We start from the raw sequence: 16549 nt of genomic DNA, 5'->3' as shown, positions 1-16549 counted from the left end.
AGCAGGCTCAACCGGCAGGGACTCTCTCCTTGAGAAAGCCGATCAGCAGATCGGTAACGGCCGATGGCCGCTCCAGGCTGGGAAGGTGACCTGCCCATGGCAGTTCGACGTGGTCGGCGTTCGCGAGCAGACGCGGCAGTCGGGCAGCGATCTGTCGGAAGTCCGCCAGATCATGCGCGCCCGACAGGACGAGGCAGGGCGCTTGAATTGCCGCCAGATCAACCACGGCCTCGACCGGCTCGAACTCCTCAGCGGCGGCCAGCTGCAGCTCGAAGGCGTGCCGCTGCATCTGGCGTACCATCTCGCGGGCGGTGTCGTCGGCGTCCGGGCCGAGCCAGGTTTCGACCATCAGTTCCGTCGCGCCGCCGATGTCCCCCGCCTCGATCAGCGCTTCCTCGCGCTCCCCGAGCGCACTCAATTCGGCAGAAGGTTCATGACCGGGCAGGGCGGAACAGATCAACCCCATGGCGCTCACCCGATCCGGCCAGCGCGCGGCGATCTCCAAGGCGACCTGCCCCCCGTACGAGGACCCCACCAGTGCCGCCTGCGCGATGCCCAGACCGTTCAGGAGGGCCAGCACATCCTCGGCGTCGCTGTGAGGCCGGTCCGGCGCTGGGGTCTCACCGAAGCCCCGAAGATCGCAGCGCACCGGGCGGTAACCGGCGTCGATCAAGGCCGGCCACTGGGCATCCCACATCCGCCGGTCACACACCCCGGAATGCAACAGCACCAGCACCGGACCGTCTCCGGCCACATCATGAGAGAGCGTCATCCGGCAGACCCTACGCAGCGGCTGTTCGAAACGCCTCCCGATCGGCACCGCCGCTTCCCCGCCCATCAGCCCGGCGAACCACGCCGGTCGCAGCACCAGGACCTGTCCGGGCGAACTTCGTGGACGTACGTACGGTCGCCCGGACCAGGGACGGCGCCCGCCCGGTTGCCGGAGTCCGATCAGAGCCGTCGCGGCGGGCGGCGTGGCGGTGGGCGGCGTGGCGGTGGGCGGCGTGGCGGTGTCGTCGGCCCTCCCGCCGGGAGCGGGAGGGCCGACGACACGTCATGGAACCTTGTACGGCACGGGTGTTCCGCTAGGAGGCGTCACGTACCGTGCCGGTGAACTCCGGGCCCTCGACTGCCTCCCCGTCGGCGTCGTAGGTCCAAAGACGCAGCCGCAGCGACTCCGTGTCCTCGCTCAGCTGATCGGTGACGGTGGGCACGGACATGTCGATGCTCAGGCTGCCCGCGGGCACTTCGGACATGAGCAGCGCGCCGTCCGACACCGCGGACAGGGGTCGCTCGGGATCCGGCGAGGCCCCGAAGTGCTCGTCCAGCCACGTCGCGGGGACGTCCTCGGTGGACAGTTCGGCGCCCTCGGAGACGGGCAGCATCTGCAGGTCCGTCCACATGGCCACGTCGGCGGCGGCGGAGAGGGTGATCCGCCAGACCAGCGGTTGCCCCTCGGTGACCTGGTCCACGACCGGTGTCATGGTCACCGTGGGCTGGGGGTCGTCGTTCTGCGCGGTGACGCCGCCCAGGAAGGAGCCGACCACCGCGCCACGTACGGTCTTGACGGCCACCCGGTGGTCCGTGTCGGAGCTGTAGCGGGTGTTGCCCTCGACCGTCACCGGTACGTCGACGCGGGTGCCCGCCCGGACCTTCACCGTGCGCACGACGGGGAAGTCACTGCCCGGCTCGTCCACGAACAGCCGGACCACGCCGCTGCCCGACCCGGACACCCGTACCGGCACCTGGTAGGTACGCGAGCCGGAGTCGCCCTCCTTGACGGTCAGGTTGCCGACGTCCACGCGCGCCAGCTTGGCGGGCTCGACGACGGGGGTGCCGGGGCGCCGGCCGTAGGCGTCCACCAGCCATGCCTTCCCGGACTCGGTACGCGGGGTCAGGTGCAGGGTTCTGACGTGGCCGAGGTCGATGCGCTCCCGGGTCTCGGCGGACAGCGGTACGCGGACCTCACGCGCCCAGTAGGAGGAGGTGCGGGAGGTGCCCGGCACGCCGTCGACGCGGACCCGGCCGAGGTTCGCCCGCTTGCCGGAGGTGTCGGTGAGGGCGACGTCCAGCTCGGTGCCGGTGGTGTTCGGCGGGACGATCACGCGCAGGCTCAGCGATGTCGCGCCGGGCAGGGAGACCGGGTGGGCGGGGCTGAGCTCGGTGGTGGTGCCGGAGCGGCTCCAGTTCATGGCCAGCGCGTACCGGTCCGGCTCCTTGCCGGGGGTCACCCTCCGCCACTGGGCGAAGTGCGGGGAAGCGGTCCTGAGGGAGGGGTCCAGACAGGAGACCTTCGGGTCCGGGTCCACCTGGGCGCACAGCCGGCCGCCACTGACCTTGGCGGAGGAGGCGGGAAGGAACGCCCCCGAGCGGGCGGCGCCGACGGCGTGCGTGAGGACGCGGGCGGGCCCGGCGGAGGCTGCACGCGCGGGGGACCCGTCGAGCAGCGGGCGGACCCGGTCGTCACCGGCGACGAACAGCCGGGCCGCGGCGGCTATGTACGTCGAGCCCGCCTTCTGCTGCTGCCCGGCGGTGAGCCGGGTGGCGGTACCCGGCGAGCACAGCGGGTCGTGCTCGTCACCGCCGTAGGAGAAGTCGTCGTCGGCCGGTGCCGCGGCCTGGCCGGGGGTCCACTCGCTGTTGAAGTAGTTGTGGTTCGCACCCGTCATGTAGACCGCGCTGTGCAGGGCCTTGCCGCGGCTGACGCCACGGGTGCCGTCGACGTAGTACTCGCCCTGGAGGTCGATGACGTCTCCGTCGCAGCCCGGCAGGATCGACACGGACGGCACATCGGGTGCGGGGTTCTGGCCGAAGATCGTGGGGCCTATGAGGACGGTTCCACGTATCGTCCAGCGGGTTCGGCCGTGGTAGCCGTCCTGGTCGGCGGGCGGCGGGGTGAGGCTGTCCAGCGCGGCCCTGTCGGCGCCCTCACCGCCGCGGGAGTGGCCCACCAGCAGCACCCGGCCGAGGTCGGCGCGGGGCGCCCGTCGTACGACGTCGGGGGCCGTGGACGGGTCGGCGGCCCAGTCCGCCCAGTGGGCCAGGTGCAGCCGTATCAGCGAGGAGCGGGCCTGGGCGCCGGCGTCGTCGGCCTGCCAGTCCTGGGCGTTGACGGAGTTGGCCGAGATTGAGACCGTCACATAGCCCTGGGACGCAAGGAGTTGCTGGTCGTGCAGGTATCCGCGGTAGCTCGGCACCGCCTCGTGGCCGGCCGGGCAAGGCCATTCGAGGGTCAGGTCGTCGCCCTTGAAGCAGGTGGCGTGGCGGCCATGGAGGAACAGCGCCAGTGGGCGGCTGCCCGTGGCGCCCTCCGGTGCGACCACCACGGCCTTCATCTCCACGTCGGTGTCGTAGCCGGGCAGGTGGACCGACGGCAGGGAGTACTCACCGCTGGTCGTACGGAACGAACCGGCCACACCGGGGTCGACCTTGTTCACGGTCGCGGCCTGCGGCAGGCGCGACGGGCCCGACGGGCTGTCGAGTCCGCGGCGCTCACGGGCCGTGGCCTTCGCTCCGGCCGCGTCCAGACGGCGCCCTGCGGCCTCGACCCGCAGGTCGTCCGTCCTTCCGAGGCGCACCCCGTCGAGCGGCAGCCGGAAGGTGCGCCCGTCCGCGGCGGGTCTGGGGGTGCCCAACAGGCGTTCCCCGCTGCGGAACTCGACCTGGGCATCGCCCACCGGCACCTTCTCGGGCGAGCGCCACACCAGCTCTGCCGACTCCCCGGACCCGGTGGTCCGCCAGCCCTCGGGAAGCCGCCCCGCTGACGCGGGAGCGGACGGCAGCCCGGGGTCCGGTTCCGGCACCGCCAGCGCCGCCCCCGGCGACACCAGCGCCAGCGCGAGGACCGCTGCCACAGCGGCCGTCACGCGCGAGACACGGATCACTTCTGTTCCTCCTCATGGTCAGTGCCCCGAGAACCCCACGGGCCCCGGGCTCCCCCGACGCACCAAATGCAACACATCCGATCACTCTGTCACCTCCTCGCACAGCATTGGCACAACTTCCGCCCCTTTCGGACAACAACACACGTGTCACCAGGGGCAGTTGGTCTGCCGGTTGGCCAACGTCCGTGAAGGTGAAGGGGGTTCACCGATCGCCGGTCGCGGGTACGGCGGCGTGCCCGCCCGGTAGGTGGAGCAGGGGCCATGGCGTGCCGACGGTGGGGGCAACCACGGCCGAGTCGCAGGGGTCACTCCGCTGCGCCGCGACCGGGACTTCGAGTGCATCGCCGCCGTCACCGGCCGGCGGTCCAGCGGCACGGGCCTGAAGCCGCAAACCAGCCAAGGGCGGAGCCACTGACGCACCATCACTCGTCATCGGTACGACACCGAGTTCGCTGCTCGCGTCGCGCATATCTCACAAGCCCCCAGGACACAGCCCGAGTTAGGCTCGCGGCCTTGGCATGGATCTGCCATCTGACTATGGGGGTTTGCGGGAATGTCCGCTCTTGTTTCCGTACCGCGCAGAGTAGTGACGAGAGTGGCGTGCGTGGCCGTACTGCTCGCGGGGGGATCGGTTGCCTGCGGAGGGGGTACCAAGACCGATTCCGCGGTTGCAGACCCACCCGAGGTGACTCCCGCGGCGGCCGTGGCGAAGGCAGCGAAGTACTCCGAGGACATCACGTCACTCCACTATCGGATCAGCGGGACCGTGCCGTCGAAAGGCCGTCTGGAGGCCGAGGTCTCCATGAGCACGCAACCACTGGCCATGAGTATGAAGATGACCTCTGCTGCCGGCCAGGGCGGGGACGGCGATCTGGAAATCCGGTTCGTCGACGAGGCGATGTACGTCGGCGGGAGTGGGGTGCGTTCCGAGAAGCTGAACGGCAAGCGCTGGCTCAGTGCTGCACCAGCCACTTGGGGACGCGGCGCGGTGGACAACCAGTCCTACGGCGTGCTGCCCAGTCAGTTGCAGGGAACCCCAACTGCTCAGTCCACGCTTCTGACCGGGTCCAAGGACCTGCGGCTGATCGGCACTGAGACCGTCGACGGCGCCAGGACCACGCACTACAAGGGGACGGTCAACAGCGGCAGTCTGATTCGAGAGCGCCTCGATCAGTTCATGCAGCTGGAAGTTTCCGACCCGCTCACCATGGACCTGTGGACAGACGGCGACGACCGCACCAAACAGTTCCGTATGCGGGCCGAACACAACGACATGCTTGCCGGCACCGGAGACGGACCGCTCGACCTGACCATCACCTTCCTCGACATCAATCAGCCTGTGGCCATCAAAGCCCCGCCGGCCAAGGACACCACCCCACTCGGGGACGACACGCAGGAAGGCTGAGCGTCACCTGGGCAGAGGAGAACGCCTGACCGCCGGCCCGTCTCGGTTTCCGTCTCATTCAACCCCGTATCACTGCCGTTCAGACGAGACCCGCAGCCGTCCCTGCACCGGCAGCCGGTCGCCCACGAACCAGGTGTACGCCCCCGCACGGAGCCCAACACCCCACCACCGAGTAGAACGGCGCCTCACGCCACGCCGCTACGTTGTGCAGACACTCGTCGGTGTCACCATGCCGGGCGTTCAGCATCCCTCCGTCGTTCCGCCCGCCGCTTCCTGCTCTGTCGTCTCAGGTCCGGTCAGGTCCGGTCAGGTCCGGTCAGGTCCGGTCATGTCCGGACGGCTCAGTCGGCTCGGGTCCGGACGGGTCTCACAGTTCGCACGAGCCGCTGTCGATGCGAAGGAACCGGCCCCTTGCCCAGCGACACAGCCGGATGCCGACGACGATGCCGACGATCGTGACCAGTGCGGGCAGGTAACCGCCGGCCACCTGGATGATCGGGATTGCCGGGCAGCCACCGGAGATCGCCCAGCCGGTGCCGAACAGTACTGCGCCGGGGATCACTCCGGCGTGTATGCGGCCCGGGGTGCGACGGACGCGCAGCAGCGCGAACACGCACACGATGATCACGACTGCTCCGGCGAACGACAGGAGCATCCGCAGGTCCTGGAAGGTGAACATGCGGTTCAGTTCCATGTAGTCACCGAAGCCGATGCTGGTGACGGTGAAGCCGAGCGCCAACCCGGTGATGATGTTGGCCAGCAGGATTCCGCCCCTGGTACGCATCAGATCACCTTCCACAGCAGGAACGACACGGCGACGGCGGTACCGAAGAACGTCGCCGTCGCCACGATGCTGACCGGGTCGCGCCGACCACAGCCGTTGAGCCCGTGGCCGGAGCTGCAACCACCGGCCAGACGGGTACCGAAGCCGACCAGCACGCCTCCCGTGAACAGCAGGACGACCACGGCGACCGGGTCGGCCGTGACCAGGTTCCGGAAACCCGGTCCCATGTCGAGGCGGAGGTGGAACCGCCCTGAGGCGAGGGAGGCGATCAGCCCGCCGAGGAAAATCGATATCAGCAGGGCGGCCTGGGTGGCCAACGGGGCCGGGCGCTGACGCGTGACCGCCGTCGTCGTGACCGCCGACGCCGAGGCCGAGGCCGCCGACGGTTCGACGGGCGGGGCCGACGACGGTTCCCCATGCGACCTATCCCTCGGGGCCGGTACGGCCGGGAGGGTGGCGAAATGGTCGGCGCCGGCCTTGACGAGCGCGGCGGTGAGAGCACGTTCGTCGGCGAACTCCTCCTCCGCCCGCTCGAGTTCGCGTTCGCGGCGCCAGTGCAGCACGCGGTCCCAGGCGCCCGAGACGCCGAAGGACCGGTCGGTGGCGAGGGTGTAGCCGATGGTCAGCACGGCAAGCCCGAGGGCCCCCGCCCACCAGGGCCAGTAGGTACTCACGCGGAGCCTCTCATCCACTTGACGAACCGGCTCCAGCCGCCCTCGGGGCCAGGCTGCCGTGAGCCGGGCCGGCCCCCGGCGTCGGGTGACTGTGGAACGGAAGTGGTGGGGGTGGTGGGAGTGGTGGGAGTGGTGGGGGTGGACGGATCGGAGGGGGACGCGTCGGTACCCGTGAAGTCGATGTAGCTCGCCGTTTTTCCGTTGGGCAGCAGGGTGATCGGCACGCCCTCACCGGCAAGTGACATCCGGTAGCGCGCACAGCCGCGCCACTCTTGTTCGCTGTCGCAGTAGTAGTCCCGCCAGCCCTGCAGACTCGACCTGAGGTAGGGGAAGAGGGGACATCTGGTCGCGTGTAGGCAGCTCACGCGTTCTCCTTTCCGACGTGAACCGCCCGTACGCGGGGTAGTTGTCGTCGGCACCTAGCTGTTCGTGTCTGTCGCACAGTCACCGAGCCTGCGAAGTCAAGCACTGGTGAACCGGCACGGGCAACGGGCGCCCGGCAATACTGAGGAGACTCCTGTTTCGGCGGTTCGGGCGAGGATTCCGAGGGTGGCAGGCAGTGCACGCACACGCGGCAGTGCCCGCAGGTGCGCTGAGTCCTCGCCGCACACGTGGCAGTGGCCGCAGGTGCGCTGAGTCCTCGCCAATGGCTTCTCCGCCGTCAGCGAGGCGTGACGCACCCGCCGGCACAGTCGCGCGTCGCCGTCGCCGTCGCCCGAGGCAGTGCCGCTCAGGCAAGGACCTCGATCCTGGTCTGCATGCCGCCGCCCCTGCTTCGCCGGCGGCCGTTCACGGACCCGCCTCGACCGGGAGCCGAGGAACGCACCGAGGACGCCCGAACGGCTCGCGGCCGCACCCGTGCCGCGGATCGCGGTCTCGTCGATGACCATCAGGCCCATCTCGTCGGCCACGTCGATCATGAGACCGAGTGGCGTATGCCCAGGCCGGAAGCCATCCGGTGACGCGAGCGCCGTCACTTCCCGAGCTCGGGGCACCAGTTCCTGTCACGTCACCCACTCCAAGTGACACTCCCGGGTCAACTGCCCGGTGTTGCCTGTTACCCAGCCCAGCCCGGCCCAGCCCGGCCCGGCCCAGCCCGGCCCGGCCCAGCCCGGCCCGGCCCGGCCCAGTCCAGTCCAGTCCAGTCCAGTCCAGTCCAGTCCAGTCCAGTCTGGGAGCGGCGTGCCCTCACGTCCGTCCGTACGACCGTACGACCGCCGACCGCAAGCGGTCGGTGACGCCGGGCCGGGCCAGGGACACCCGGCTCGGTGTCCTTCTTGGCCGAGCCCGTCGGCTCCATGAGCACCAACGACACCCCGATGCTGAGCAACGCCTCCCGCACACGAGGTGACCTGCAGAGAGTTTCCGGATCAAGGCAACCCTTTGCGCCGCCTGTGACCACAAGGAGTCGGATCCGGCCATTCCGAGGCATGGATCCGCCTTCGTCTGGTGATCGGCATGCAAGGAGAACACCTCCCGATGAACAACCCCACGACCGGCGGGCGCCGCGGGCGTCACCGCCGTCGCTGGACCGCGACCGGTCTACTGCTCGGCGCGCCCGCCCTCGTCGTGCCGTATCTCCTGTTCGCGCAGGAGGACTCGCAGGCCGCGACGGTCGACGGCGATGCCTACTACCGGCTGGTCTCCGTGCAGAGCGGCAAGGTGTTGGACGTCAACAGCTTCTCCACCGCCGACGGCACCCGTATCCAGCAGTGGACCGACCAGAACACCGCCAACCAGCAGTGGAAGCTGAAGCCCACCGGGGGCGGCTACTACGAGCTGGTGAACCGCAACAGCGGCAAGGTGCTGGGGATAGCGGGCGATTCGACCGCCGAGAAGGCCGCAGCCGAGCAGCAGACCGACAGTTCCTCCACCTCCCAGGAGTGGCGGATCGACGATGTGAGCGGTTCCGACGCCGTCACCTTCACCTCCCGCAGGAGCGGCCGGGTCCTGGACGTCTCCGGAGGCTCCACGGCCAACGGCGCGGCGGTCATCCAGTACCACGCCAAGGGCAGCACCAACCAGCAGTGGAAGCTGGTGAGAACGGCCGAGCCCAAGGCGGCCGGGTCCGGCAAGGAGCAGACCACGGCCGCGGCCGGACCGTATGTGTGGGACAACGCCCAGGTGGTGGGCGGCGGTTACGTCACCGGGCTGGTCTTCAACCCGCGCGAGAAGGGCCTGTTGTACGCGCGCACCGACATGGGCGGCGCCTACCGCTGGGACGCCGCCGCCGAGCGGTGGATCCCGCTGACCGACTGGGTCGACGAGAAGGACTGGAACCTGCTGGGCATCGATTCGCTGGCCACGGACCCCGTCGACCCCGACCGGTTCTACGCAGCGGCGGGCACCTACACCAACGGCTGGGCGGGCAACGCCGAGTTGCTGCGCTCCACGGACCGGGGCCGCACCTTCAAGCGCACCGCACTGCCGTTCAAGCTGGGCGCCAACGAACACGGCCGCGGGGCGGGCGAACGGCTGGCGATCAACCCGGCGGACAGCGGCACCCTGCTGCTGGGCACCCGCAAGAACGGCCTGTGGCGCAGCACCGACCACGGCGTGACATGGAGTCAGGTCTCCTCGTTCCCCGTCAAGGACGGGGCGAGCAGCGGCGCGGGCATCGCCTTCGTGACGTACGGCTCGGCCGGCAGCAGGACGGTCTATGTCGGCGTCGCCGACAAGTCCACCTCCCTGTACCGCTCCACCGACGGCGGCAGCACCTGGCAGGCCGTCTCCGGGCAGCCCACCGGCGAGATGCCGCAGCACGGCGTGGTCTCCGGCGACGGCTCGCTGTACCTGGCGTACGCCAACTCCATCGGCGACGCGACGGCGGGTTCGGTGTGGAAGTACACGCCGGCCGGGGGTGCGTGGAAGGACGTCTCCCCGTCCCGGGGCAACTACGGGTTCTCCGGTCTGGCCGTCGACCCGCGGAAGCCGTCCACGGTGATGGTCGCCACCCTCCACCGCTGGTGGCCTCAGGACGAGTTGTACCGGACCACCGACGGTGGCACGACCTGGAAGGCACAGGCCGCGAAGTCGGAGCGGGACGCCTCCGGTGCGCCCTACGTCGGTACCGGCATCGGGCACTGGATGACCGCCCTGGCCATCGACCCGTTCGACTCCGGGCACGTGCTGTACGGAACCGGCAGCGGCATCTGGCGCAGCAAGGACGCGGGCGCCACCGACAACGGCGGCACCAGCCACTGGACCGTGGGGTCCCAGGGGCTGGAGGAGACCGCCCTGTTCGACGCGATCGCCCCGCCGGGCGGCGCCACCGTCATCTCCGCCATGGGTGACCTGGGCGGTTTCCGCCACGACTCCTTGACGAAGGTGCCCGCCGGGCGGCTGGACAACCCGATGATGATCACCAGCACCGACATCGATTTCGCCCAGTCCAACCCCTCGGCGATGGTCCGCGTCGGCCGTGGCGGCGCGCAGGACGGCGCGTACTCCACCGACGGCGGCAGCAGCTGGAAGGGCTTCAAATCGGAGCCGGTGGGCAGCGCCGACAGCGGTCAGGTCGCGCTCGCGGCGGACGGCTCCGCCGTCGTGTGGACCCAGTCCGGTCAGGCCCCGTACCGCTCGACCGACAAGGGGGCGAGCTGGTCGAAGGTCGGCGGCCTGGGCACCGGCGCCGTGGTCGTCGCCGACCGCTCCTCGGCCAGGACCTTCTACTCACTGGCAGACGGCAAGCTCCACGCCAGCACCGACGGCGGCGCGACCTTCTCCGCCCGCGCCACCAACCTGCCCGACGGCGAGCTCACGGCCGTCCCCGGCATCGCCGGAGACCTGTGGATCTCCGGCGGCGGCAAGGGGCTGCTGCACTCCACCGACGGCGGCCGGACCTTCACCACACTCACCACGGTGAAGTCCGCCTCCGCCCTCGGCTTCGGCAAGGCCGCACCGGGCGCCGATCATCAGGCCCTGTACCTGATCGGTACCGTCAAGGACGTCACCGGGGTCTTCCGCTCCACCGACAAGGGCGCCACCTGGCTCCGCGTCAACGACGACGCCCACCAGTGGGGCAGCATCGGCGGCGTAGGTGTCATCACCGGCGACCCCGACACCTTCGGGCGCGTGTACGTCGGCACCAACGGACGCGGCCTCCAGTACGGCAACCCGTCCTGAGCCCGACGCCGTGGCGGGGCCGCGGGCACAACGGCCTGCGGCCCCGCCACGGCTGCGGGACCTCGCTCCGTCCCGCGTCCGTCAGGGGCGGCCCAGGGTTCGGGGCGGGGTGATCACTGATGGGCAACGGCGAGAGTGCCGTTCATGGGGTCGAGACGCACATGCGCTCGGTGCCTGACCGTTCGAAGGTGTGGTGGGGGTGGTGGTCAGCCCTTGACCGAGCCATGGAGCAGCGCCCTGACGCGTCGGACCGCCCGTATGCCCCTCCGTTGCCCTCCGTTGCCCTCCGTTGCCCCTCCGTCGGCGTGCGGGTCATCCCGCAGTCGCCGGAGGGATGTTCTTGTTGAAGCGGAGCAGGTTGTCCGGTCCCAGGCCGCCTTGACCGCGCGCAGTCGCCACTCGTGCCACAGGGTCACCACATGCGGTGGCAGCCGTACGGCTCTCGCGTCTCCCGACGGACACAGTTCCTCAGCCGCACTCATCGGCAATGCCTGGTCCCGCCTGCCCGGTGCTTGTGCCCCGGCCTGCGGCCCGCTGAACCGGCGGTGACGCCCCGCCCCCTCTCCATCACTGTTCGAAGTCGATTACTTCACTGTCGAACACGCGAAAATCTATGTCGGCTAGAGTAGACATTGGATGGTGCTGTGGTTATGGTTTCTCTCGTAGCCCAGAGAGACAGCAGGGCCCGGCAGACACGAACTGCCGGGCAGCAGTACGCAGTTGCAGTTCGCAGGACGGTGCGGTGGTGGAGTTCCGAAGCCAGGGTTGTCGCAGGACGGCGACGGGGCTGACGACCGGACCGGGTGGCCCGCGGTGATCAGGGGCCGCCGTGAGCAGGGCCGCGGTCGACGCGGTGGCAGTACCCGTAGGTGCAGTGCGCAGTACCCAGCAGTGAAGTCAGTGAGCAGTACCTCGGTGAAGGCGTCGGCTGCGGGCGCGCGCACCGGGAGGTTCGGCAGTGGGGTTCCAAGCCAGAGCGGACGCAGGACGGGCGACGGGGCTGGCTGCCGAAGAGTGGCGCTGTCACAGGCCACCGAGCAGCACGCATCACCAGCAGTACGCAGTTGAGCAGTATCCAGCAGTCGCAGTCCCCCGTTTGAAAAGCAGTTGATCGCCGAGGGAAGAACGGAGGAGCCGAGCGCCATCAGGATCGCCCGGGCTGAAGTCCTGAGTCCGGGTACCGCAGGACATCGATAGTGAGGTGGTCTCCGGTCGAGCAACCGCGATCCCGGCGTCCCCGACAGTGTCTCGGTCGGGCGTGCGGAAACACAGGGCCGGCGCCGTTCCAGGGCCGGCAGATGGTGTAGCAGTTCCTTCGGGGCCCTGGTGCCGTACGGCACCAGGGCCCCTCCATGCGCGCCCCGGAGTGACACCCGGGCCGGCGGACAGCTCCGCCGGACGCGGAACTCACCTTCCGGCCGGCGTCCAGGGCACCCGCGACCGGAGGCGGGCGGCGACGGCGAGTGTCGCGACCGTCCCGGCGACGAGCAGGGGGTGCCCGACCAGCCAGGTCTGGACGCCCTCGAACGGGTCGACGGCGGTCAGCGTCGCGCGCTCCAGCATCCAGGACACCGAGAACACGAGCCCGATCACCGCCACCCCGATGCGGAAAGCGGGGTAGAGCGGGGTGCGGGCCAGCACGACCAGCGACGGCATCATCAGGGCGACGACGAGCAACTGGGTCAGTTCGATCCCCAGGTTGAAGCCCAGCAGCGTGGCCACGAGCGACCCGCGGTCCAGGCCGAGGTCGCTGATGAGCAAGGCGAACGCCAGCCCGCGGACGAGACCGAACCTGGCGGCGATGAGCACTTCACCGCGTGCCACCAGGGGCCGTAGCGCATGGACCGCGGACACCGCGATCGAGAAGGCGATGAGCGTCTCGACCGGCCGTGACGGCACATGGACCAATCCCGAGGCCGCCAGGGCCAGGGTGAGCGAGTGGCCCACGGCGAACGCCGACGGCCCCGTGGTCCGCGGCCGCCCCCAGGCCCTCGAACGCGCGGTGGGCAATCTGCTGGAGAACGCCGCCAAGTTCGACGCCGACGGCGACGACCCCATCGAGGTACGCGTCCGTCGGGGAGAGATCACCGTCCGCGACCGGGGCCCCGGCATCGCCGCCGCCGACATCAGCCGGGTGTTCGACCGCTTCTACCGGGCCGACAGCGCTCGCGGCCTGGCCGGGTCCGGACTCGGCCTCGCCATCGTCCACGATGTCGCGACGGCCCACGGCGGAGACGTGTCGGCGGGCACGCGGCCCGGCGGCGGCGCCACCGTGGGCTTCAGTGTGAGCCGGTCACGTCTCCTGCCCGGTCCCGGCCCTCGGACGACGACCGCGGCGACGGACTGACCGCACACGTCACCGACGGCTCGGGGCCCGTGCCGCCCGCTGCCTGTCGTGTGCGATCTCGGCTCTGCCGAACGCGACGCCCGGCCGGTGCCACAGCCGGACCGGACCGGTGAGTGGTCCGGTGAGTGGTCCGGTAAGTGGTCCGGTGAGTCGTCCGGCCGTGCCATGGCTCGCGAGGCCGTCGTCCTGCCTCCGTCCGCCGGTGATGTCACCGGAGGTACCGGAACCGCGCCGAGTCCAACCCGGCCGCGCCGTCGGCGCAGCATGTTCCGCCGAGGCGGAGGCGGTCAACCATCCGGCGGGCTTCGGAAGGTGCCCCGCCTCCCGGCCCGGATCACCCCGCCTGTCGGCGGGGATCGGTCAGGGGCATCGGTACGTGAGGTCGGTGGTGACCGTGCGGTTCGTGGGGGAAAGGATGCGCAGCTCGACCCGTGCCGCGTAACGGCCCTTGCCCTGGAAGGTCCACAGCAGGTGCAGACGTGCCTGTCTCTGGCCCTTGACCACCACTTCGCGCAGCGTGCCGGAGGCGGTGCCGTCACTGCGGATCCAGCGGTAGGAGAGCGTGCCCGGCCGACCGTTCGTGGCGACGAGGCCGACTATCTCCGCTGTGTCACCGCATCCCAGAACCGTCGGCCGGGCCGTGACCGCCGCCGTGCGCACCGCGACGGAGGGGCCGAGACGCTGCCAGGCGAGGAGGGCCAGGACGGAGATCAGTACCAGCGCGGGCAGAGCATGCCGGCGCAGACGTCGGCGGCGTGGTGGCGCCGGGGGCGGCGGCACCGCAGGCAGCGTCCTGTGGGTTCGGTGCGCGAGGGCGGCTGTCACTCCCGGGCCGAAACGCAGCATCGTGCCTTCGGCACGATCCGGCGGCGTCGGCGGGATCTCCGTGGAGAACGGCCCGTGGAGGGTGGCGTCCGGCTCGGGCCTCTGGATCCAGTGGCTGGCCAGCACGGTGGCGCTGTACTCGGCGTCGGCGGAGCGGGGTTCGTCGCTCGTGGCGTGTTCGTCGCTCCGGGCAGGTTCGTCGGCGGGGGCAAGCAGCCGGGTGGAGCCCCCATCCTCGGCAGGAGCGAGCACCCAGGTGGGCTCACCATCCTCCACATGATCGAACACCCGGGTGGAGCCCCCATCCTCGGCAGGAGCAAGCACCCCAGTGGGCTCCCCGTCCCCCACATGGTCAAGCACCCAGGTGGGCTCCTGGTCCTCGGCGGACGTGCCGGTGCGGTCGTTCTGAGCGGTCATCGGATGTCACACCGTCTGGTCAGGAGCTGCTGCGAGGCACCGCCGTCGGCGGAGGCCGGAGTCGTCGTGGCCCGCACCGACCAGTAGCAGCCGTTGCTCTGGAAGGTGTGATCGACGGTGAGCGTGTACTGGGTGGCGCCGCTGCGTTCCAGCGTCTGGACCGCACCGTCCGGGGTGCCGGGTTGTCCGCCGACGTCGCCCGCGAACCACGAGACGGTGAGGGAGAGCGGCCCGGTGCCGTCCGTGGTGATGTCGATCGTCGTCGTGGCGGTCGTCGGACCCGTCTGCCGGAAGCCCGACACCGTGACGTCCTTGACGGCGGGAGCGGCCGGAGAGCTGGGGGAAGCGGTCGTCGGCGTCGCTCCGGGGGTCGTCTCACCGGGCGTCGTCGTCTCCGGGGCCCCAGCCGTGGTGGGGGCCGCCGAGGGCTCTCCGGTGGCGGCGGTCTCCGAGGCCGAGGCCGACGGGCTGGGTGACACAGTGGGCGTCGGGGGCGGCGAGGAGGTGTCGGTCGTCGCGGTCGGAGCGGTGGGCCCTCCCGACTCCACACCGGGCTGGGCACTGGTGGTGGCCAGGGCCTGCGCCGCCTGCTGCGGAGCCGCTCCGGGGGTGTGCTGGATGCCGTAGGTCAGGATCACGCCCAGCAGCGCGGCCGCACCGGAGACCAGCATCCCCGGCCGGTCGGGCCGCCACGACCGCGCCCAGCCGTGCCCCGGGTCCCGGGTCAGTACCGTGCGTGCGGTGTCCGTGGTGGTCCGTGGGCCGCCGCGGGCCGAAGGCAGCAGCAGCGGCAGCAGGGCCACCAGCGCGGCGAGCCGACCGCGGCCGCGTTCCTCCCAGTCGGGCCCGTAGGCGGCGCCGGCGGCCATCTCCAGGTCCCTGACGAACGCCTCGGCGTGCGTGGGCCGTTCGTGCGGGTCCTTGGCCAGACCGCGCCGCACCAGGTCCCGCACCGCCTCGGGGACCTCCTCGGCGGGGACGGGCGCATCGGCGTGCTGCAGCGCGAGTTCGGCGAGATTGTCGCCCGGGTACGGCTTGTGGCCCGTGAGGCACTCGAAGAACGTGGCCGTGGCCGCGTAGACGTCGGCGGATGGAGAGGCCGGCGCGCCGGTCCACTGCTCCGGGGCCATGTAGGAGGGGGTTCCCGCCGCTCCGGCACTGGTGCCGACGTCCGCCGCGATCCCGAAGTCGACGAGCTTGGACGCCCCGTCCGGCATGACCAGGACGTTCGCCGGCTTGTAGTCGCGGTGGACGACGCCGACACGGTGCGCGTCGGCCAGACCGAGCAACGAGCCCTTCAGGATCACGAGGGCGGCCTCGGGATCGAGCGGGCCCCGGCCGGTCAGCAGGGCCCGCAACGAGACACCGTCCACCAGCTCCATCACGATCGCGGCGCCGTCCGGACTCTCGACGTACTCGTACAGCCCGGCGACGTACGGGCTCTCCAGGCCGCCCAGCAGGCGCGCCTCCGCCCTGAAGTCGCGTACGAAGCCGGGCCGGGTACGCAGTGACTCGCTGAGGTACTTCATCGCGACCGGGACGCCGGTCTCCTGGTGCACGGCAAGGACGACCCGCCCGCTCGCCCCTGATCCGAGCTCCGACGCCTCGGTGTATCCGGGCACCGCCCATGCGTTCATTCCAGCCCCCAAGGCTGCAGTGCTGCCGGAACCTCACTCGCCCCGCAGCTTCGGACCACGCACCCAGAGACACACTTTTCAGCCACCGCGGTTGCAGTGCGGGCAGACGGTGGGTGGAGTGCGCACAGCCGCGCCATCGCCGCCGCGCTCTGCGCGAAGGGGAACGAATCTCGCCATCGTCCAGCGCTCGGGTCCCCGGGGTTCGGTCTCGCGACGCGAATGATGGACGTGACGGGAATAGTGGATGTGACGGGAATAGTGGACGTGACGCAGGTGGCGCCATATACCGGAGCGTATGACGCATCACGGCAGGGGGTAGAGGGCCGGGTCGCGGCCCGCACGCCCGCTCCCTACTCCCCAGGGCGCTTCTGATGGCTGCCGGTCGGAGATCATCCGGCCGATCGGCGCCACGCGAGGTGACTCGTGAGGCGCCGGCTGCCTCACCGGACCC

The 16549-nt window shown here is 70.6% G+C and carries 11 protein-coding genes; 3 read left to right on the top strand and 8 right to left on the bottom strand.

Annotated features, from left to right (window positions below; translation table 11 throughout):
• Positions 1-7: 7 nt before the first annotated feature.
• Entirely contained in the window at positions 8-772 is a 765-nt protein-coding gene (locus OG858_RS24570; RefSeq protein WP_086750952.1) for an alpha/beta fold hydrolase, read from the bottom strand.
• Between the two features lie 313 nt (positions 773-1085).
• Positions 1086-3884 (bottom strand): alpha/beta hydrolase, encoded by a 2799-nt coding sequence (locus tag OG858_RS24565; protein ID WP_319260711.1) that lies wholly within the window; start codon positions 3882-3884, stop codon positions 1086-1088.
• Between the two features lie 553 nt (positions 3885-4437).
• Here OG858_RS24565 and OG858_RS24560 point away from each other — a divergent pair.
• On the top strand, positions 4438-5289 hold the full coding sequence (locus OG858_RS24560) for an LppX_LprAFG lipoprotein (RefSeq protein WP_086747440.1): 852 nt from the start codon (positions 4438-4440) through the stop codon (positions 5287-5289).
• A 367-nt stretch (positions 5290-5656) separates the two neighbouring features.
• Here the strand turns inward: OG858_RS24560 and OG858_RS24555 are convergent, their stop codons facing one another.
• From OG858_RS24555 to OG858_RS24545, 3 genes are read right to left on the bottom strand one after another with little or no spacing between them, the layout of a single operon-like run.
• Positions 5657-6073, bottom strand: a complete 417-nt coding sequence (locus tag OG858_RS24555; RefSeq protein WP_086747439.1) for a YeeE/YedE thiosulfate transporter family protein — start codon at positions 6071-6073, stop codon at positions 5657-5659.
• Positions 6073-6747, bottom strand: a complete 675-nt coding sequence (locus OG858_RS24550) for a YeeE/YedE family protein (RefSeq protein ID WP_328544449.1) — start codon at positions 6745-6747, stop codon at positions 6073-6075. The genes OG858_RS24555 and OG858_RS24550 overlap by 1 nt, the downstream gene beginning before the upstream one ends.
• Entirely contained in the window at positions 6744-7112 is a 369-nt protein-coding gene (locus OG858_RS24545; RefSeq protein ID WP_319260703.1) for a hypothetical protein, read from the bottom strand. The genes OG858_RS24550 and OG858_RS24545 overlap by 4 nt, the downstream gene beginning before the upstream one ends.
• A gap of 1114 nt (positions 7113-8226) precedes the next feature.
• Here OG858_RS24545 and OG858_RS24540 point away from each other — a divergent pair.
• Positions 8227-10872 carry an RICIN domain-containing protein gene (locus tag OG858_RS24540; RefSeq protein WP_086748425.1) on the top strand — a complete coding sequence of 882 codons (2646 nt, stop codon included), beginning with the start codon at positions 8227-8229 and terminating at the stop codon, positions 10870-10872.
• A 1407-nt stretch (positions 10873-12279) separates the two neighbouring features.
• Here the strand turns inward: OG858_RS24540 and OG858_RS24535 are convergent.
• Positions 12280-12771, bottom strand: a complete 492-nt coding sequence (locus OG858_RS24535; RefSeq protein WP_373420807.1) for a HupE/UreJ family protein — start codon at positions 12769-12771, stop codon at positions 12280-12282.
• Between OG858_RS24535 and OG858_RS24530 the strand changes: the two genes are divergently transcribed.
• A complete protein-coding gene (locus tag OG858_RS24530) occupies positions 12674-13219 on the top strand; it encodes a sensor histidine kinase (RefSeq protein ID WP_373420808.1) in 546 nt (181 codons plus the stop codon). The genes OG858_RS24535 and OG858_RS24530 overlap by 98 nt on opposite strands.
• Positions 13220-13579: 360 nt before the next feature.
• On the opposite strand, the gene OG858_RS24525 is transcribed toward OG858_RS24530, so the two are convergent.
• Positions 13580-14461, bottom strand: a complete 882-nt coding sequence (locus OG858_RS24525) for a hypothetical protein (RefSeq protein WP_328544450.1) — start codon at positions 14459-14461, stop codon at positions 13580-13582.
• Entirely contained in the window at positions 14458-16098 is a 1641-nt protein-coding gene (locus OG858_RS24520) for a serine/threonine-protein kinase (protein ID WP_319068759.1), read from the bottom strand. Before OG858_RS24520 ends, OG858_RS24525 begins: the two co-directional genes overlap by 4 nt.
• Positions 16099-16549: the final 451 nt, after the last annotated feature.

This window comes from Streptomyces europaeiscabiei, from assembly GCF_036346855.1.
GTDB lineage: Bacteria > Actinomycetota > Actinomycetes > Streptomycetales > Streptomycetaceae > Streptomyces > Streptomyces europaeiscabiei.
This window is presented reverse-complemented; position numbering and strand designations above follow the sequence as displayed.